This window comes from Leucothrix pacifica (assembly GCF_003172875.1).
GTDB lineage: Bacteria > Pseudomonadota > Gammaproteobacteria > Thiotrichales > Thiotrichaceae > Leucothrix > Leucothrix pacifica.
Map to the genome: position 1 here is coordinate 23412 of NZ_QGKM01000019.1, position 19813 is coordinate 43224.

Annotated in this window: 16 protein-coding genes and 1 riboswitch; of the genes, 11 read left to right on the top strand and 5 right to left on the bottom strand. The window is 47.8% G+C overall.

The genetic code is table 11. The annotated features are described in order from the left end of the window. Positions 1–264 precede the first annotated feature (264 nt). The 3 genes from DKW60_RS08875 (at position 265) to clpB (ending at position 3903) form a co-directional block, all read left to right on the top strand. Positions 265–576 carry a hypothetical protein gene (locus tag DKW60_RS08875; protein WP_109837302.1) on the top strand — a complete coding sequence of 104 codons (312 nt, stop codon included), beginning with the start codon at positions 265–267 and terminating at the stop codon, positions 574–576. An 18-nt stretch (positions 577–594) separates the two neighbouring features. Then, positions 595–1098 carry an SGNH hydrolase domain-containing protein gene (locus DKW60_RS08880; RefSeq protein ID WP_109837303.1) on the top strand — a complete coding sequence of 168 codons (504 nt, stop codon included), beginning with the start codon at positions 595–597 and terminating at the stop codon, positions 1096–1098. 222 nt (positions 1099–1320) lie between these two features. After that, a complete protein-coding gene (gene clpB / locus DKW60_RS08885) occupies positions 1321–3903 on the top strand; it encodes an ATP-dependent chaperone ClpB (protein ID WP_109837304.1) in 2583 nt (860 codons plus the stop codon). Positions 3904–4036: 133 nt separating this feature from the next. Here clpB and DKW60_RS08890 read toward each other — a convergent pair whose 3' ends face one another. The 4 genes from DKW60_RS08890 to DKW60_RS08905 all read right to left on the bottom strand — a co-directional run bounded on the left by DKW60_RS08890 (position 4037) and on the right by DKW60_RS08905 (position 9027). After that, positions 4037–5278: an ATP-binding protein gene (locus DKW60_RS08890; RefSeq protein ID WP_109837305.1), complete on the bottom strand. Its 1242-nt coding sequence runs from the start codon at positions 5276–5278 to the stop codon at positions 4037–4039. Positions 5279–5797: 519 nt separating this feature from the next. Beyond that, positions 5798–6880, bottom strand: a complete 1083-nt coding sequence (locus DKW60_RS08895; protein ID WP_109837306.1) for an Ig-like domain-containing protein — start codon at positions 6878–6880, stop codon at positions 5798–5800. Positions 6881–7074: 194 nt separating this feature from the next. Further along, positions 7075–7767: a DUF2161 family putative PD-(D/E)XK-type phosphodiesterase gene (locus DKW60_RS08900; protein ID WP_109837307.1), complete on the bottom strand. Its 693-nt coding sequence runs from the start codon at positions 7765–7767 to the stop codon at positions 7075–7077. Between the two features lie 567 nt (positions 7768–8334). Beyond that, on the bottom strand, positions 8335–9027 hold the full coding sequence (locus tag DKW60_RS08905; RefSeq protein ID WP_181389633.1) for a DUF2161 domain-containing phosphodiesterase: 693 nt from the start codon (positions 9025–9027) through the stop codon (positions 8335–8337). Positions 9028–9384: 357 nt separating this feature from the next. Next, positions 9385–9488, top strand: a riboswitch (TPP riboswitch). 97 nt (positions 9489–9585) lie between these two features. On the opposite strand from DKW60_RS08905, the gene thiC reads away from it, so the two are divergent. The 7 genes from thiC to DKW60_RS08940 all read left to right on the top strand — a co-directional run bounded on the left by thiC (position 9586) and on the right by DKW60_RS08940 (position 16882). After that, complete coding sequence (gene thiC, locus DKW60_RS08910; protein WP_109837309.1) at positions 9586–11490, top strand: phosphomethylpyrimidine synthase ThiC; 1905 nt, start codon at positions 9586–9588, stop codon at positions 11488–11490. After that, positions 11487–12602, top strand: coding sequence for an FAD-dependent oxidoreductase (locus DKW60_RS08915; RefSeq protein WP_109837310.1), 1116 nt, complete (start codon positions 11487–11489; stop codon positions 12600–12602). The genes thiC and DKW60_RS08915 overlap by 4 nt, the downstream gene beginning before the upstream one ends. After that, complete coding sequence (thiS, locus tag DKW60_RS08920; RefSeq protein WP_109837311.1) at positions 12596–12802, top strand: sulfur carrier protein ThiS; 207 nt, start codon at positions 12596–12598, stop codon at positions 12800–12802. The genes DKW60_RS08915 and thiS overlap by 7 nt, the downstream gene beginning before the upstream one ends. A gap of 46 nt (positions 12803–12848) precedes the next feature. Then, positions 12849–13658: a thiazole synthase gene (locus tag DKW60_RS08925; RefSeq protein WP_109837335.1), complete on the top strand. Its 810-nt coding sequence runs from the start codon at positions 12849–12851 to the stop codon at positions 13656–13658. Between the two features lie 98 nt (positions 13659–13756). Further along, the gene (gene thiE, locus DKW60_RS08930) at positions 13757–15313 is read left to right on the top strand and encodes a thiamine phosphate synthase (RefSeq protein WP_109837312.1); all 1557 of its coding nucleotides are present in this window, start codon (positions 13757–13759) and stop codon (positions 15311–15313) included. 164 nt (positions 15314–15477) lie between these two features. Further along, entirely contained in the window at positions 15478–15861 is a 384-nt protein-coding gene (locus DKW60_RS08935; protein ID WP_109837313.1) for a SpoIIAA family protein, read from the top strand. Between the two features lie 91 nt (positions 15862–15952). Further along, positions 15953–16882, top strand: coding sequence for a glutaminase (locus DKW60_RS08940; protein ID WP_219988687.1), 930 nt, complete (start codon positions 15953–15955; stop codon positions 16880–16882). 41 nt (positions 16883–16923) lie between these two features. Here the strand turns inward: DKW60_RS08940 and DKW60_RS08945 are convergent, their stop codons facing one another. Then, positions 16924–17991: a hypothetical protein gene (locus DKW60_RS08945; RefSeq protein WP_109837314.1), complete on the bottom strand. Its 1068-nt coding sequence runs from the start codon at positions 17989–17991 to the stop codon at positions 16924–16926. A gap of 252 nt (positions 17992–18243) precedes the next feature. On the opposite strand from DKW60_RS08945, the gene DKW60_RS08950 reads away from it, so the two are divergent. Then, positions 18244–19794: an ATP-binding protein gene (locus tag DKW60_RS08950; protein ID WP_109837315.1), complete on the top strand. Its 1551-nt coding sequence runs from the start codon at positions 18244–18246 to the stop codon at positions 19792–19794. Positions 19795–19813 lie beyond the last annotated feature (19 nt).

The window sequence follows — 19813 nt, forward strand, 5'->3', positions numbered from 1 at the left end:
TCTATAGTCTGACAGATGACCGTGGACGAAAATGATAGGTGCGCCTTCTCCCGTGTCCACATATTCGAGTTGGGTTCCATTTACGGAGGTGAGTGTCGGTTCTAAATTCATAACCATTTCTTTGTATTGCAAACCAAACTAAGCTCCGGACAAAGTGAGGCAGTTGGTCTGGCCTCAGGTAGATGCTTATTGCTAATACACTAATTATCCATCGTACCTGCTATGCTACGAAATCACTTTAATCATAAAATAACGGATGTGACAATGAATGGATTCATAGCACGTGTATCCGGGCCTGCTCTGGCAAGTATAGTGCTCCTGACCTCGGTAGGGACTGCTAATGCTGGTGGGCTGCGCCAGGAATTAATTAACTACTCCAATCCCAACTACAGCGGCGAGTATACATTTCGCCACTGCAAGGCGATTACCAAACAACCTTTCGACCTCAAAGCGCCCAAACGCAAGGTGTTGATCATTGGTGATAGTCAGGCTTGTGATTTCTACAACGGCATTGTCGAAACAGGCAGTCTCAATAATTACCAAGTTAGCTTGCGCTACATCCCGTATAGTTGCTAGCCAACGTTTGATCACAATGTGATCGCGCCCAAAGACCGGTCGCTTTGTGCTCAGGAAGCCCGTGTTGATAATCTGAGATTGGCGGCAGATCAGATAAAAAACGCTGATGTCATCATTTTCGCTGCACGCTGGAAACCAAAAGCGGCTCAGGCCTTGCCGCATACTTTGAAGTATATGAAGCTGCGGGCAAACCAACGGGTGATTGTGTTGGGGAATAAAAACTTCGGCAAGATTAGCATCCGGAAATATTTACGCATGTCACCGGAAAAATTGCTGGAGCAAAACAACGATGTGCCTCGCCATATTCGTACCGTGAATGCGACCTTAAAAAACGGACTCACAGGTACACGGGCGCGCTTTATCGATCAGCAAAAAGTCTTGTGCAATGGTTCAGATAAGCAGTGTCAGGTGTTTACCAATAATCGTAAATTGATCTCTTATGACGGTTGGCATTTAACAGAGCCTGGGGCGCGCTATGCCGGTGCTTTGTTGTTCAGAAAGACGATACTGAGAGAGTTGTAATCAGTCAGATTCCAGTATAGCTGATTGATTTATCGTGCTTTTCCAATTCGTGGCTCACTGCGTCACGAATTGCGCCGGGTGGATGATCGTTTGCTTCAATTGCGCATCTGGTCTGCATTCTTTATCGATGATCTCTCAGCAAAGCTTGATTTTAATCAATTGAATTGCTCAGATTTCCCCACATAGTTAGGGTATATCAGAAATTTATTAGGGTACATCCTTATGAGAATGGACAAACTAACCAGCAAGTTTCAGCTGGCATTACAAGATGCGCAATCGCTCGCATTGCGCCATGATCATCAGCACATGGAGCCGGTACACGTCATGGTCGCATTGCTCGATCAGGAAGGCGGTTCGGCGCGTGGTTTACTCGGCAAAGCCGGTGTGAACATTAATGCACTGCGCTCACAATTGGGCGAGCAAGTCGATAATTTACCGGTTGTCACAGGTGGCGATGCAGGTGACGTGCATGTTTCAAGTGATTTGAATCGCTTATTAAACATCACCGATAAGCTCGCGCAAAAGCGTGATGATCAATATATTTCTAGCGAGATTTTTATTCTGGCGGCGTCAGAAGATAAAGGAAAACTGGGGCAAGTCCTCAAAGCCAATGGCGGCACCAAGGAAATCTTGGAAAAAGCGATTGATGATATTCGTGGTGGTCAGAATGTGGACGATCCCAATGCGGAAGATCAGCGCGAAGCTTTGGATAAATACACTACCGATTTAACCGAACGCGCCGAGCAGGGAAAGATTGACCCAATTATCGGGCGTGATGCGGAGATTCGTCGTGCGGTGCAGATTTTGCAGCGTCGTACTAAGAATAATCCGGTCATTATCGGTGAGCCGGGTGTTGGTAAAACAGCGATTGCTGAAGGTTTGGCGCAGCGCATTGTGAATGGTGAAGTGCCGGAGGGTGTGAAGGGCAAGCGCCTGTTATCACTGGACTTGGCGTCATTATTAGCCGGTGCAAAGTTCCGTGGTGACTTTGAAGAGCGCCTAAAAGCAGTGCTGAATGACTTGGCTAAAACCAATGGCAATGTGATTCTGTTTATTGATGAATTGCACACTTTGGTGGGTGCGGGAGCGGCTGAAGGCGCGATGGATGCCGGTAATATGCTGAAGCCTGCGCTGGCGCGTGGTGAGTTGCATTGTATCGGCGCGACCACTTTGGATGAGTATCGCCAGTTCATTGAGAAAGATGCTGCGCTGGAGCGTCGTTTCCAGAAAATTCAGGTGGATGAGCCTTCGGTTGAAGACACCGTCGCGATTTTGCGTGGACTAAAAGAGCGTTACGAAGTGCATCACGGGGTGGATATTACGGACCCAGCGATTGTCGCGGCGGCAACCTTATCGCACCGTTATATTACGGATCGTCAGCTGCCGGATAAGGCTATCGACTTGGTGGATGAGGCGGCTTCACGCATTCGTTTGGAGATCGATTCCAAGCCGGAGTCAATGGACAAGCTGGATCGTCGCACCATCAAACTGAAAATCGAACGTGAGTCTTTGAAGAACGAAGATGATGATGCGTCTAAAAAACGTCTGGCTGATTTAGAAGAGCAGATTGAACAGCTGGAGCGTGAGTATTCGGATCTGGAAGAAATCTGGAATGCGGAGAAAGCTGCGGTTCAAGGCACTCAGCACATCAAAGAAGAGCTGGATCAGATTCGTATCGAGATGGAAACTGCACGTCGTGCCGGTGACCTACAGCGTATGTCTGAGCTGCAATATGGACGTATTCCGGAACTTGAGAAGCAGCTAGAAGATGCCTCACAAGCCGAAGAAAGCGGCGAGCCAAATCAGCTGCTGCGTAATAAAGTCACGGAAAATGAAATCGCTGATGTCGTGTCTGCATGGACGGGTATTCCGGTGTCCAAAATGATGGAAGGCGAGCGCGACAAGCTGATGCAGATGGAAGAACTGCTGAAGAAGCGCGTGATTGGTCAGCAGGAAGCGATTCAGTCGGTGTCCAATGCGATCCGTCGTTCGCGCGCTGGTTTGTCTGACCCGAATCGTCCGATGGGCTCGTTTATGTTCCTCGGCCCAACCGGTGTGGGTAAGACGGAGTTATCCAAAGCGCTGGCGGATTTCTTATTCGACGATGACGACGCGATGGTGCGTATCGATATGTCAGAGTTTATGGAAAAGCACGCGGTGTCACGCCTTGTCGGTGCGCCTCCGGGATACGTGGGTTATGAAGAAGGTGGTTATTTGACCGAAGCGGTTCGCCGTAAGCCTTACTCAGTGATTTTGCTGGATGAGGTGGAAAAAGCGCATCCTGATGTGTTCAATATCCTGCTTCAGGTATTGGATGATGGACGTTTGACTGACGGTCAGGGACGCACGGTTGATTTCACAAACTCGGTGATTATCATGACCTCGAACCTTGGTTCGGATGTGATTCAAACGCTGAATGGCGAAGAGAATTACGACGCTATGAAAACGGCGGTAATGGAAATTTTGGGACAGCATTTCCGTCCTGAATTCATCAACCGTGTTGACGATGCTGTTGTATTCCATCCGCTGAATAAAGCTGAGATTCGTTTGATTGCTGAGATTCAGTTGAGTACCTTGGTTAAGCGCTTGGGCGAACGCGATATGACGATTAGCTTCTCTGATGAAGCGATGGATCTGATTGCGGAAGCAGGCTTTGATCCGGTGTACGGTGCGCGGCCATTGAAGCGTGCGATTCAGCAGGAAATTGAGAATCCGCTGGCCAATAAGATTTTGTCAGGTGCCTTTATGAGTGGTGATGAAATCAAAGTTCACGTGCTGGAAGATCAGTTGATTTTTGATAAGTAAATTAGCTGGCAAAAGTTATTCTGTGAGAGGCTAGGTTCGACTCGGTGTATCGATAGTTTGAACTTAGCCAATGTCAGATAAACCGAAAAAGCTCCTCAGTCTTTAATCAGATTAGGAGCTTTTTTGTTTCAGGTCATTTTTCTATAGCCCACCACATAGACAAAGGTACGGCAAACAGCTTTTCCCCGAACGGAATAATTTCGCGCCCACTGTAAAGCACGATGCCTCTTTTAAAGGCCTTAGCTTCCGTCTCCTGCAAATGCTTCAAGCCCTTAAAGTCTTTCCCATCAACCGTGCTACTCGCTTTAACCTCAATCCCCGTAAGCTCACCTGCTCGGTTTTCAAGTATAAAATCAACTTCGATATTATTTTGGGTACGGTAGTGCCACAAAGTCAGGCTCTTTTCTGAAAAGGCTAAGTGCTTCAATAGCTCACTGAGTACAAAAGTTTCAACTAGTCCACCATGTAAGCCTGTGCCTGGTGATAAACGATCTTCTGACCAGCCTGCTAAATTAGCCATCAGACCAGAGTCGGGGATAAATACCTTGGGCGCTTTAACGAGTCGCTTCGTTGCATTACGTGACCAAGCTGGTAGCCGATAAACCAAAAACAATGTCTCTAGTAATGTGAAATAGCGCTTCAATGTCGTTTGAGTTATGTCGCTGGTTCTTGATAACTCAGCATGATTGAGCAAATTACCACTGCGGTGTGCGATTAAGCTGAGTAAGTTTGGTAGTTCTGTCAGTTGCTCTATCTGTGCTAACTCCCGGACGTCTCGGTATAAAATTGCCTGTAAGTAGTTATCAAACCAACCTGTTCGACGGCGTGGCGTTTTACGTTCGATGGCCTCTGGGTAGCCGCCAGAAATTAGCTTTTCAACCAACTCAGCTCTGTCACAAGGGAGCACGTTTAGAGCGTTTATGTCTCCATCAAACAACCAGTCAGCCAGGTTTGTTTGTGGTGAGTCATTTATTTCAGCGCAGGATAAGGGCAACAGCGATAATACTTCCATACGACCTGCTAAGGACTCTGAGATGTTGGGTAATAACATAACATTGGCTGAGCCAGTCAGAAGGAAACGCCCAGCTTGTCTATCGCGATCTACAGAAGCTTTGATGGCAAGAAATAAATCAGGCGCACGCTGTACTTCGTCCAATATGACGGGGCCAGTTAAACCTGCGATAAAGCCATCAGGGTCACTGGTTGCTGCGGACAGAGTAACTTGGTCATCCAGTGTTAAATATCGGCGCGGAATGGCTTCATCAAGTGTTTGAGCTAAGGTGCTTTTACCTGCTTGTCTTGGTCCATTAAGCAATACGACAGGGGTATCGCTGAGCGCTTCTTTGATGAATGATGTGATATGTCGAATATGCATATCGCCAGTTTAAATTATTAAATTCATCCATTCAAGAGTGTAAAATCGTCCACTAAGTGGATGATTTTACTAATATTTGGAGGCTCTAAGAAAATAACAGGCAAAAAAATGCGCCCTATGTCGGGGTAAACAAAGGGCGCTCGGGGTTGATGTTGTCGATGATCTTATTTTTATTATTAGTAGATCGATCCTCTCGGGGGCTTGCTGGTAAATTTTATTGTTATGTTGTTATTTTTATTCTGTTGTTGTTGAAAAGTAATAGGCAGATGACGTGCCAACTTTTCGGTTTAACCCTAAGTTATTGAATATGTTGTGAATTATGGTTTTTTTGGAGGTGCTGATGGGGAGGGTATATTGACAATATGTCAGCAAGTGACGTAACGATTTGCTGCTATGTCATATATCAACCAACTCTTGTCGGTTAATAATCAAGGCAAACTAACAACCACTAGCTAATGCAGGTGGTTGTTGAGTTATTTGAGCGATGAGGTAAGAACACCTCATGAAGCTAGTGATGCATTAAGACTGAAATTCTACGGTTACATCGATGTAACTATAGTTTTGTCGGCCATAGGTATCTTCAATCACGTACCACACTCTATCCACTTGGCCTACTGGGCCACCGCTATACAAAATAGTGGGCCTATTCGGGTGGTTAGGAAGAATTTTTAGTCTGGCGCCTTTTTCAGAATAAGCGCTAGGAAGTTTGATTATCAAGTCTTTGCCTATGTCATTCTTTAATACATCGAGCGTGTTTTCGAAATTGAATGGACTGATGGTAGCCACGGTTTCATCGGGTGACGCAGCAGGCCAAGGTCCCTTAGAAGAGCTACTAGCAACATTCAGCGTCACTTTAGTCCAACTTACAGTGTCATTGACGACTTCATCATTCCCATCTCGGGAGTCTTGTACTGCATAGGTAAAGCTATCGGTTCCCACGAATCCGGCAGGAGGTGTGTATTTCAGTTGGTATTTAAAGGTATTTTCCACAAGAAACTGGCCATTTTGTAAGCCACCAATTTGCAAATAGTCCTCAGGGTAAACCTCTACCTTCTCTATTTTTCCGCCGTTTGCAGAAGAAAAATTATAGTCAACAATCTTGCCACGAAATGTCTCCGAGATACGGGGAGTCATGTTGGTAAACAAGTCATGTGCCAGTGGGTTTATTCTGGTTGGTGTATCTTTCGGGATATCAATAAAATCTTGTAGGGAAGTCGGTAGAGGTAAGCTCGCAGGCTTTACTTCGACAGCAACCCTTGCTGCATTCTTCCGGCCTTGATCGTCCTCGATCACATACCAAAAGCCATCACTGCCAACAAAGTCAGCTGCAGGGTTATATGAAATATTGCCATATGCATAACTGCGGTTGTTAACAGCTGTTTCCCTCAGAGAAACTCGGGCTCCATTTTCTGACCATTCGTTAACAGAAACTATTTTTAAGTTGCTTCCAATATCGTTCTTAAGCAAATCAAGACGAGTTATACCGTAGCTTTGGTGCGTAACAAACTCATCCACCACAGCGATAGGCCAATCTGCCATTGCGGGTGTAACCAAGATAATAGATGCCAAAGAAAGGAGAGTTTTCGGTACTGGTTTTACCATGATAATACATCCTTGTAGTTGAATTTAGGCCAGCCCCGTTTCTTATGATATTGATGTAGTAGGGGGCGAGAGCCAACTCCATCCTAGTCTCTTGTCGGCAAACAGAAACCTCGAGCAAGACCGTTGGTCTATAAATCCATGACCAGAGGTAGTGAATGATTATCCGGAATTCAATCTACAACGTTCTGATTCTATTATTGATCTGGGCTAACGTCTGTCGTGGTGTGTCGCTGCACTAACCAATTGGGAATTTCTTCTTTGCCTCTGGGTGAGAGTTCGTAAACGCCTCGTGATACTTTTTCAAACCAGCCGTATACATTACGGTATAAAATATCCCGGGCTTTTGGCTCAGTCAGTGCTGCTGCAATCACCATGGGTTTGCTGGCTCCGTGCTGCATAAGATAATCTCCAATATTCAATACCTTTTGCCGATACGCTGTCATTAAGCCTTTGCGCATGGCTTGCCCACCTGTATTAGGGTCACCGACGCGCGCAGAAAATTCACCTAGTAAACGCTGCTGTTTGCGCTTCACCACACGAGGTTTGTATTCCTGCGGGTCTAACAGCGTGTCGACGCTACCTACTTTTGGATCGATAACGATCAGTCCCAATCCCAGCATTTTCAGGAGTTTCATAACGTGCTTGCGGCGAGTGCGGAGAATCGTGGTGTCCAGAGGAATACCGATATAAACCGTTGGGGTAAGTGACAGTCGCTCGACCACCTGTAGCAATATGCTGAGATTAAATGAAAGCTTCAGTTCAACGACTACAGGCAATTCATCGCTGCGCACGGCAACCACGTCACAGTGTTGGACTTCGCCTTTAACCGTATAACCCTGGCCTTCCAGATACTGCTTTAATGGCAGGTATAGGTCAGATTCCTTCATTCCATTTATTCCACACGTCAATTATTCAGTCAGAAGGTCTTCTGCCGATAGTATGAGGGGATGATAGGGATTTATGTTTGACCAGGCAAAAAAATGCGCCCTTAGTCGGGGGAAACTAAGAGCGCTCGGGGTTGAGATTGTCGATGATCTTATTTTTATTATTGGTAGATCGATCTTCTCGGGGGCTTGCTGGTAAATTTTATTATTATGTTGTTATTTTTGTTTTGTTGTTGATTAGTAGGTTGCAGATGCCGTGCCAACTTTTCTTAAAATAATGTAAGTTATTAATTAATATGATTATTCATGTTTTTTAGTGATGGTGTTGTGTTAGCACATAATGGCTAAGTGTCAGCTAACGACGCGTTTATCTGTCACAGTGTCACTTATCAACGTGTCAAAACAGTGACGTAAATAAGAAAAGTGGTAACAAGAGGGAATAAAGTAGAGAGCACGAAGCAAGGCGGGAGCGGTGTGGGCGGAAGTTGACCAGAATTTACTAGCAGCGATTGTTGTCGGTGCAGGAAGAGAATGATGGAGAATGATGGTTTGGGGTTTAATGCGATCTTATCAGGTGGTGCCATCAAGCTTAGCAGGTTTGTGTCGCTGTTCCAGCCAGACAGGGATCTCCTCTTTGCCTCTGGGAGAGACGTCGTAAACACCCCGGGACACACTTTCAAACCAGCCATAAACGTTGCGGTACAAAATATCACGTGATTTTGGCTCTGCAATCGCTGCAGCGATTACTTTGGGTTGGCTGGCACCATGTTGTAATAAGTAGTCACCGATATTTAATGCTTTCTGCCGGTAGGCGGTCATGAGACCCTTTTTCATGGCTTGGCCACCGGTGTTCGGGTCACCGACGCGTGCGCTGAACTCACCCAGTAATCGCTGTTGCTTGCGCTTCACTACACGGGGTTTGTATTCCTGCGGATCTAATAATGTATTTACACTGCCCGCTTTTGGGTCGATTACTATCAAACCGAGCCCCAACATTTTGACCAGCTTCAAGACGTGTTTGCGGCGAGTACGCAAAATAGTAGTGTCCAGCGGAATGCCGATATAAACAGTAGGAGTCAGGGATAAGCGCTCGACGACTTGTAGCAATATGCTGAGATTAAAAGACAGTTTAAGTTCGACAACAACAGGGGATTCATCGGCGCGAACAGCGACTACATCGCAGTGGTGGACTTCACCTTTTACCTCATAGCCTTGGCCTTCGAGGTAGTGTTTTAGAGGGAGGTATAGGTCGGATTCTTTCATTTTAATCATTATAGATTTAATTTAAGTATTTAAGTTGTAGTGGCTTAAAAATTTCTCTTATGGCGAAATTGATGAAATAAAATGCCTCATCAATAGTAGTAGGGAGAATGTAAGGACTATGATGCGCGTGCCATTTTATCTAAGCCTGATAAGACAGGCGCTCCGGTTAATCCGGCGCGGAACTCATCGTGGAGCGGGAATGCAAAGGCGTCCCAACAAGGACTCCGAATACATTAGCGCAGACCCACTCCCGTCATCGAAAAATGTTCTTGCAACAACGGGACGAACCATACGTTTTGTATATATAATAGTGGTTTAATATCACTAGCCAGCTTAAAAATTCTCTGCTATTTTAAATAATACTTGTCGGGGTGCCCTCACGTTTTCGTGAAGGGCTGAGATTCATACCCGTTGCACCTGATACGGTTCGTACCGTCGTAGGAAACAAGGCAGACGACTGCCATGCCACCATCACACTGGAATAAATTTCTGGTGCGTCGCGCATGTTTTTCGCTCCGACAATAGTAATCCCCTTATTGATTGTCGGAGAGTCGGAAAATGAGTTCAGTTACACCCCTCGAGATACAGCAATCCACTGTTGTTAACGAAATTACCCGTACCCCTTTACCCGGTTCGCGCCGTATTTATGTCAGCAATGAAGCCGGAACTGTGCAGGTACCGATGCGCGAAGTGGTGCTCAGTCCAACGCTGTTACGTGGCTCAGGCGATACGGCAGAATACGAAGAAAACCCACCCCTACGCATTTACGATACCTCCGGCCCTTATACCGACCCAACGGCAGACATTGATTTGCAGCAAGGTTTAGCGCGCCATCGTCAGGCATGGATTGATGCGCGGGACGATACGCAACCACTCAAACAATTCAGCTCAACCTTCACCCGTGAGCAGTTAGAGGCTAAATCTGACCTGCCGATTTTCAGCAATAAACCATTACCACGAGTTGCCAAAGTTGGCGCCAATGTATCTCAGATGCACTATGCACGTCAGGGCATTATCACGCCGGAAATGGAGTTTATCGCCATCCGTGAAAATATGGGCTTGGCTAAACTCTCACAAACGGAAATCGCGCAACGAAATTCCATGGGCATGCCGGCTGAAATCACCGCAGAGTTTGTGCGTGATGAAGTGGCCGCGGGTCGTGCGGTCATTCCTGCCAATATCAATCATCCAGAGCTTGAGCCAATGATTATTGGTCACAACTTTCTGGTGAAAATCAATGCCAATATCGGCAACTCGGCCGTCACCTCATCCATCGAAGAAGAGGTGGAAAAAATGGTGTGGTCAACGCGCTGGGGCGGCGATACCGTGATGGATTTATCAACCGGTAAAAACATCCATGAAACCCGCGAATGGATTCTGCGTAATTCACCCGTACCTATTGGAACCGTGCCGATTTATCAGGCGCTGGAAAAGGTCAATGGCGTGGCTGAAGATCTGACATGGGAGTTGGTGCGTGACACCTTGATCGAGCAAGCCGAGCAGGGGGTGAGTTACTTTACACTACATGCCGGTGTGTTACTGCGCTATGTGCCAATGACGGCGAATCGCTTGACCGGTATCGTGTCGCGCGGCGGGTCGATTATGGCGAAATGGTGTCTGGCGCATCACAAAGAAAACTTCCTGTACACGCATTTTGATGAGATCTGCCAGATCATGAAAGCCTATGACATTAGCTTTTCGCTGGGTGATGGTTTGCGTCCGGGTTGTATTGCCGATGCGAACGACGAGGCGCAGTTCTCTGAGCTGGCAACCTTGGGCGAGCTGACGAAAATGGCTTGGGAGCATGATGTTCAGGTGATGATCGAAGGGCCGGGGCACGTGCCGATGCACAAGATCAAGGAGAATATGGAAGAGCAAGAACGCCTATGTCACGGTGCGCCGTTCTACACGCTTGGCCCACTGGTAACGGATATCGCACCGGGTTATGACCACATCACCTCAGGCATTGGCGCGGCACAAATTGGTTGGTACGGCACGGCGATGCTTTGTTATGTGACGCCAAAAGAACACTTGGGTTTACCGAATCGTGATGATGTGAAAACTGGCATTATCACCTACAAAATCGCAGCACATGCAGCGGATCTAGCCAAAGGCCACCCTTCAGCACAGGCACGTGATGACGCGATGTCAAAAGCGCGTTTTGAATTCCGCTGGGTGGATCAATTCAATATCGGTTTAGACCCTGATACAGCGCGTGCTTATCACGATGCGACCTTGCCAAAAGAGTCAGCTAAAGTGGCACACTTCTGCTCTATGTGCGGGCCAAAGTTCTGCTCCATGAAAATCACTCAGGAAATTCGTGACGAGTTTGGCACGGGTGAAGAGCAAGTTGTGCAAGGCGTACAGATTCAAAAAGCCATGGAAGAAAAATCCATTGAATTTGTGAAGCAAGGCAGCGTGATTTATCGCGCACCAGACGAGCAGAGCACACCAAACGCATGAAGCTAGCGATTGTTGGCGCAGGGCTGGCAGGACGTCTGTTGGCCTGGCGCTTGGTGAGTCACTGCCGGAATCTCGGTGTCGATGTGTCGGTCACTTTGTGTGATCGGCAGTCGCGGGATTTTGTTGGGACGGGGCTGGTCGCAGCGGCGATGGTCGCACCTTATACCGAGGCGGTGACGACTGATCCGGCAACGCGGGAACTCGGTGTGGTGTCGTGGGATTTATGGCGCAAATGGTTGCCGGAACTGGAAGCGGATACTGGTGAAATAATCCGCTTTAATCAGCAAGGCACACTGGTGGTCGCACATCATGCTGATTTGGCAGATTGGCAACGCTTCAAGCATAAAGCTGAGTTGGATGCACCCGCTGGTGCGATGCGATATTTGACGGCTTTGGATGTGCAGCAGACTGAGCCAGAGTTATCAGGTGCTTTTCGTCAGGCTTTATACTTTCCGGAAGAGGGCGTGATTGATAATGCCTCGCTCTATACTGCGCTGAATAAATGGTTTGATGAGGCGCCTGAGATCACTTGGCTGGAAGGTTTGGAATGTGAGAATTTTCCGGAAGGTGACATTCGCGGTGTGAGCGATAAAAGTAGTATTGGTCGCGTTAAGAGTAATACACTCAGCGCACAAAACGGTTATCTCGCTGCCTGCAAATCACACTTTGATTACGTATTTGATTGTCGGGGGAATGACAGTAAAGCCGATCTTTCAAATCTGCGATCAGTGCGTGGTGAAGTGCTACGTGTCCGTGCTCCCGAGGTAAATCTAAGCCACGCCATCCGCCTGATGCATCCACGCTATCCGCTGTATATCGCGCCACGTCCGAACCACCATTACGTCATCGGTGCAACACAGATCGAAAGTGATGATAGCGGCGCAGTGACGGTGCGTTCCGCCTTGGAGTTGCTGTCTGCCTTATACAGTTTGCACAGCGGGTTTTCAGAGGCCCGAATCGAATCTTTGCAAGCCGGATTGCGTCCGGCGTTTAATGATAATTTGCCGCGCATTGTGCGAGAGCAGCAGTTGATCCGGGTTAATGGATTATTCCGGCATGGCTACTTGTTTGCGCCTGCGTTGGTGGATGAGGTAATTCAGTCGATATGTTAGAAGTCAGTGTTAATGGTGAGCGCGCAACCATCGCTCCCGCGCAAGTGCTTGAGCAAGCCATGCAGGAATGGGGATTTGATCCCAACGATATGCTGGTGATTGCGGTGAATCAAACCTTTGTACCGCGTGATCGCTGGGCGGATACCGAAGTCAAAGCCGCAGATAAAATTGATATCTTGCAGCCCATTGTCGGTGGTTGATATGGCTGTCGATAAGGAAATGGAAGCGACAGGAGCAGAGGACGCTATGAGTGAAACTCAAGTTGAAATAAGTGACAGCTGGGACGTGTATGGCAAAACGCTCAGCAGCCGGTTTTTTATTGGCACGGCGTTATACCCATCGCCAGAGGTCATGCAACAGTCCATTGCTGCCTCCAAAGCCGAGGTAGTCACGGTGTCATTGCGTCGCCAATCCCCGCAGCAGCAAGGCGGTAATCATTACTGGGAATTGATTAAATCCAGTGGCTGCGAGTTGTTGCCCAATACAGCGGGCTGCCATACCGCCAAAGAAGCCGTGACCCTGGCACAAATGTCGCGGGAGCTATTTCAAACGGACTGGATAAAGCTGGAAGTGATTGGGGATGATTACAATTTACAACCCGATCCATTCGCGACACTGGAAGCTGCTGAAACCTTGGTAAAAATGGGTTTTAAAGTGTTTCCATATTGCACGGATGATTTGGTGCTGTGTCAAAAACTGCGGGATGTCGGCTGCGAAGTATTGATGCCTTGGGGCTCGCCAATCGGCACAGGCTTGGGTCTGTTAAATCCGCATGCGCTGACCACGATTCGCGAACGTTTGCCGGATATGACTCTGCTGGTTGATGCGGGGCTGGGTAAACCTTCAGATGCTTGTCGCGCGATGGAGCTGGGGTTTGATGCGGTGCTATTAAACACTGCTGTGGCACAAGCGCATGATCCGGTGGTGATGGCGGAAGCGTTTGCCAATGCTATTGCTGCGGGACGAAGTGCCTGGTTAAGCGGAATGATAGAAGCGCGTGCGGCAGCATCAGCCAGTACACCGACCTTGGGCATGCCGTTCTGGCATCAGAACTGATGAACCTGAAAAGATTAATGAGCCTGACAAAAGCTTGAAAATAGCCTGCGACCCCAGCGAACCCTCTGAATTAAAACCAACTCATTCTAGAGAAAACTATGAGCACTTCATTATCCGTTTCCAAGCCACAAGCCGCAGCCTCGGTATTATTAATTGGCGGCACTGACCCAAGTGGTGCAGGGCTGCAGGCAGACTGGCGCGTAGTCCATGCGCTGGGCATGCATGCGTATACGGTGGTGACCGCGGTGACCGCACAAAACACCACCAGTGTCAGCGATATGGGCGTGTTGGGTGCAACAAAGATAAGCGCGCAGTTCCAAAGCGTGCAACAAGCCTTGCTTAGAGAGGATGCTTTACCGCTCGCTGCGATTAAAATTGGTATGTTGGGGGATGAGTTTGCTATTGCGGCGGTGTGTGAAGGAATCGCAGCATTGCAAGCGCAAGGTCAGCCGCCGCGTGTGATTGTTGATCCCCTGATAATGGCGAGCTCTGGTGCGCGTTTGCTCACGCAGCAAGGCGAAAATATGCTGCTTGAACGTCTGCTTCCTCTGGCAGATGTGGTGACGCCAAACCTGAATGAACTGGCGCAGTTAACGGGTATGCCAGTAACCGATATTGAAGAAATCGAGGCAGCGACAAAGCAATTATTATCCATCGGAGTCAGGTCTGTACTGCTCAAAGGCGGTCATTATTCTGCCGATAGCGAGGAATCCAGCGACTATTTTTACAGTCAGGAATTGCACTTCTGGCTCATCGGAAAGCGTTGGCCTGATAAGGCTAATGTGCTCGGCACTGGCTGTCTATTGGCCACCGCCATGGCGTGTGCAACTGCGCAAGGTTACGCCATTACTGATGCCATTGTCTTGGCCAAAACTTTAGTGAGTCGGGGTATTCGCAATGCTGTGCTTGCCAATGGCGCTTATCAGGCGCGTTTAGGTGATATCGACCCGAATGACTGGAGCGTGGATTATCAGGATTTTCCATTAATGACGCCGCAATCACCGGAAACACCGCGTCTGCAATTGCCAGCGTGTGACAGCCAAAGACTAGGCATTTATCCTGTCGTTGACTCCGTGGAATGGGTGGAGAAGCTGATTCATTGCGGTATCAAAACTATCCAACTGCGCTTAAAAACGGATGTTGAAAACCCTCCAACGTGGGATGAGTTGGATCAGCAAATTGCAGCCGCGGTGAAGGTTTGTGCAGGTCGCAATATTCGCCTGTTTATTAATGATCACTGGCAGCTGGCGATTAAGCACGGTGCGTATGGCATTCATTTGGGGCAAGAGGATTTGTATGATGCGGACCATCAGGCAATCGCTGCATCAGGTTGTCATCTTGGCGTTTCCACACACAGTTATACCGAAGTGGCCCGAGCACGTTGGGTGAATCCCAGTTATATTGCACTGGGGCCGATTTATGCCACAACCAGCAAAGATATGCCGTGGGTTCCGCAAGGCCCTGCTGCGGTTGAGCGTTGGGTGAAGCTGCTGGACGGGCATTATCCATTGGTGGCGATTGGGGGAATTGATCGGGAGCGGGCGAAAGCGTTAAAGCCAACTGGCGTGGGTTCGGTGGCGATGATTACGGCCATTACGAAAGCGGAGGATTATCAGGCTGCGACGTTGGAGTTAATCAAGATTTGGGAGGAGTAAGTTGGTATTAGAGTTGTGTTAGGTTGACGATAATAGCAACAGAGCAACCAGTCCTAAGCCTGAGATAAATAATTAATGGTCAGGGCGCAGACTCACAAACCTCATACAACAACTAATTGCCGAATCACTTGTCCAAACTATATAAGGCAATACAAGGAGCGATTATGTTTACAGTCACGCCCAATGGCGACAACCGTGTCGATATCGAACTGAACGGCGACATCGACGCTGACATTATGAGGCAAGCGCTGGATGATTTGGCAGAGCACTCAGCCAATATCAGCGGGGGCAAAATGTTGTACACCGTCAAAGATTTCCACTGGCCATCACTTGGGGCAATTGGTGTGGAGTTTTCACGCCTGCCATCATTATTTAGTCTGGCCTTTAAATTCAAAAAAGCCGCTGTTGTCACTGATGAAAAATGGATTAAAACCGTTAGTGGTTTCAAAGGTGTGGTGATTCCGGGCATGGAAATCAAAGCTTTTAGTCTTGATCAGGTGGCTGAGGCCGAGGCATGGCTGGCGCAGGAAAAAATAGAAAACGCCTAGACCTTCAGCATGCCTTCGATAAGGAAAACCCTTAGCAAGTCATGAAAATCACGTTACCATTGCGGGCTTATTCAATGGGGTGAGTTCCGCAATGGACAATATGCAAGCGATACTGGATGACATTACCGCCAAAGTCACGGCTATGCCTGATAAAGGCAAAGTCGCCACTTATATTCCACAGCTGGCCTGTGTCGATCCGGATCAGTTCGGTATCTGCGTGGCCTTGCCAGACGGCACGGTGTTTAGTGCGGGCGATGCGCACACCTTGTTCTCTATTCAGAGTATTTCAAAAGTCTTTACCACCACAATGGCGCTTGGCAAACTGGGTGATGCTATCTGGAAACGGGTAGGGCGTGAGCCATCCGGCGATCCGTTTAACTCCGTCGTTCAGTTGGAAATGGAAAATGGTAAGCCGCGTAATCCGTTTATTAATGCCGGTGCGATTACCGTCGTTGACGCCATTATGATGGGTCACCTGCCGAAAGAAACTATCGCAGAAATTTTAGAATTCGTGCGATTTATTGCCGATGACAATACCATCGCTATCGATGAAAAAGTCGCGCAATCCGAGCTGCTGACTGGCGACAGAAATGCCTCGCTTGCGCACTTTATGGCGTCCTACGGTCACTTTAAAAACCCGGTGGACTATGTACTGGGCGCGTATTTCCATCATTGTTCCATTGCCATGACCTGCGAGCAACTGGCAAAAGCCGCGCTGTTCTTGGTGAGTGATGGCGTGAACCTGAGCACCGGCGCACGTGTTGTGTCTGAGCAACGTGCCCGCCGCATCAACTCATTAATGATGATGTGCGGTCACTATGACGGCTCCGGCGAATTCGCGTTTCGGGTCGGCTTGCCCGGCAAAAGTGGCGTCGGTGGTGGCATTATGGCCGTTGCACCGGGCAAAGCCTCGATTTCCGTGTGGTCGCCCGGCTTAGATCGAGTTGGTAATAGTCACTTGGGCACCATCGCATTAGAAATGCTGACGCAGCGCACCGGCTGGTCGGTCTTTGGGCATTGATTGCAAGGCCCATTACCGCGGTCAAATCCCACTCATAGCCTTTACTGACGACGTGCTCTGGCAAGTCTCTGTTGTTTAACACGCAGTCTGTTTTGATGCGCCAGTAATGCACGCTGTTTTTGCAAACGTAGTCTAGCCAGTCGCTGCTGCATCAAATGCTTCTGCATCGCCAGTTTTTTTGCCTTAATCACGTTTAGCTGCTGTCGCTTGATTAATGCTTGCTTGCGTTGCTGATCGGCTCGTTGTTTAGCTACTTGTCTGAGTTTGGCCTCGCGGTTCGCTTGCTGCTTTGCTCTGATCTGTGCGTCACGTTTTGCCTGTCTTTGCGCTTTTTGCTGTGCGGTCAAACCCTGTTGAGCGGCAGCGTTGCGTTGAGCCTGCTGGGCTTTCTGTGGTGTTTTGTCTTCCTCCAGAAACAGCGCGGAATAAGCCTCTTTCGAAATCGCCATTTTAGTTTGCTTGGCCGCAACCGCTTGTTGAGGTGCTGGCGTAGTTGAGCGAGCCTGAGCGACTTGTGGTTGTCTGGAAGGTGCTGTTGTAGCAACCGGAGCAGTCTGTGCCTGAGGTTGTACTGCCGGAGCAGTATTGACAGCTGGCCTTACTTGCTGTGGTGTGGCTGATGCAACCGCTGCCATTTGCGGTGCATGCATTGCTTGTGGTTTCATCGCTGACGTTGTGGCAGGTGTTGGTTTCGCATTGGCAGCAGGTGCTACCGGTACAAATGCCGCTTCTGTTGTAACCGGATCATCCTTTGGAATCGCAATCGGTTTGGCTGCGGGTGTTGGTGTCGATTTTAATGCCCAAACCTGTCCTTGTTTTTGTTTTTTTATCAGTCGGGAACGGCTGGAAATAAAATCAATCATCTCCTTATCCTGTGCGCTGACGATATGCCTGCCACAAGCAGATGCTTGCCTAAGCTTGCGAACGCTATTGTCGAGTTTGGCCTGTAAGGTTTTACAGTTAGTGCGACATGCACCGTAGTTTTTTAGTAAATCACGCCCTTGCTCAATATCCATACCGACCGCACCAACGTGCTGCCACGGACACGCGGCATAAGCCCCTGTCGTTACCGAAAAAGTGAATAGAATAGAAAAAATCGCCCGTTTCATGTTTACCCCCTAGCAAAATGAAGCTGATGTTTCAGTCGCGGAGAATACTACGTTTATCAAGCACCTACCCTTAACATCACATGACAGATTAGTCACATTTAATGGTTGTTAGGATATCTGTGCGTTGTTTATGCACCTGTTAGACTTATCGCTGCTAACTTAGATTGAATTATATCCTGCCTTTGTTTGATAAGCGTGTCACGGGGAGTCGTGATAAACTAAGGCTACTTACTTGAAGGTTAAGCAACAATCATGGCATCACAAAAGCAGCTTCCTCTTGGGATTCAGTCACTCTCTAAAATTCGCCAGAAAGATTACTATTATATAGATAAAACTGATCTTGCTTTATCGTTGATAGAAAAAGGCACACATTACTTTCTGTCGCGCCCACGCCGTTTTGGAAAAAGCCTTCTCATTGACACTCTAAAAGAATTATTCGAAGGAAACGAGCCTCTGTTTCAAGGCTTAGCGGTACACCCACATTGGGACTGGTCGATCAAGTACCCTGTGCTTCGATTTAGTTTTGGTAGTAAGCACTACAGCAGCGAAACAGGCGTGCATGATTCAATACACTCTCAACTGACTCAGTTCGAGGAATCATTTGGCACGGAGCGCCGGTTTGAGGATGCAAGTAGTCGCTTTTCAGACTTGATCTTGAAGATTCATAAACGAGTAGGTCAGCCTGTAGTCGTTCTTATTGATGAATACGATAAGCCGATTTTAGACGCAATAAACCAGCCTGATTTAGCCAGAGAAAACCGTGACTTCCTGCGCGGCTTCTATAGCACCATCAAAGACTACGATGCACACATCAAATTTAGCTTTTTAACGGGTGTCAGTAAGTTTTCAAAAGTGAGCTTGTTTTCAGGTCTGAATAATCTGAATGACATTACGATGGACTCACGCTACTCCACTATTTGCGGATATACCGACAACGATATTGATACAGTGTTTGCTCCTGAGTTAGCAGGGCTGGATCGTCAACAAATCAAAGAGTGGTATAACGGCTATAACTGGTTGGGCGAAGGCGTTTATAACCCGTTTGATATTTTAAAGTTGTTTGATAATCGCAAGTTTGACAATTACTGGTTTGAAACCGGTACTCCAACGTTTTTGGTTGATCTACTTTTTAAGCGTCAGATCCCAACACTTAAACTCAATCATCTGTACAGCAGTAGCGCCATGCTTTCGAGTTTTGATGTGGATGACATCACTACGGAGGCTCTGCTATTTCAAACTGGTTATCTGACAATCAAAGAGGAAGATAACTTAGGAGGGCAGCTCTATTACTCGTTGGGTTATCCCAACCGCGAAGTGTACCAAAGTCTTAACGAGAATTTGCTCTCCGCATTGGTTAAGGATAAATCCGGTCAAGCCGTGCAGAGTGGTCAGCTTTACCGCTTATTATTGGCGAATGATTTTGATGGGTTGAAGCAACTGTTTCGCGGCTTCTTTGCGAGTATTCCACATCAGTGGTATTCGCGGAATGAGATTCAGAACTATGAAGGGTATTACGCCAGTGTGTTTTATTCTTACTTTGCTGCACTAGGTCTGAATGTCACTGTTGAAGACAGCACTAACCTTGGACGTATTGATATGACGCTTAAGTTTAATGATCAGGTGTATATCTTTGAATTTAAGGTCGTGGAATTAGTGCCAGAAGGTAATGCGCTTCAGCAAATTAAAGATAAAGCCTATGCGGATAAGTATCGCCAGCTAAACCAACCGATTTACTTGATTGGGGTGGAATTTAGTAAAGATGAGCGCAATGTGGTGGGGTTTGAGGTGGAGAAAACCCACTAATTCTTGCTCGTCTGAATAG